This window comes from Serratia sp. Sp408 (genome assembly GCF_057180665.1).
This window is the reverse complement of record NZ_JBXUFT010000036.1, coordinates 1-307: the sequence shown is the minus strand read 5'-3', so window position 1 is coordinate 307 and position 307 is coordinate 1. Positions and strand designations below refer to the sequence as shown.

Genomic DNA, 307 nt, shown 5'->3' with positions numbered 1-307 from the left:
GTTACCGTGAGCATGGTCTGCCAATATCCGAGAATCTGTTGAAGCAGGACTTTTACGCCAGCGGCCCGAATCAAAAGTGGGTGGGTGACATCACGTATCTGCGCACCGGTGAAGGCTGGCTGTATCTGGCGGTGGTGATTGACCTGTGGTCGCGGTCAGTCATTGGCTGGTCGATGTCCGCACGGATGACGGCACAGCTTGCCTGCGATGCACTACAGATGGCGTTATGGCGGCGTAAACGCCCGGAAAATGTCATCGTGCACACAGACCGAGGTGGCCAGTACTGTTCAACGGATTACCAGAGCTT

General features: G+C 56.0%; 1 protein-coding gene. It reads left to right on the top strand.

Annotated features, from left to right (window positions below):
• Positions 1-307 (top strand): DDE-type integrase/transposase/recombinase (locus AC2AXP_RS22740; RefSeq protein WP_484381996.1); only part of this gene is annotated, 307 nt, incomplete at both ends.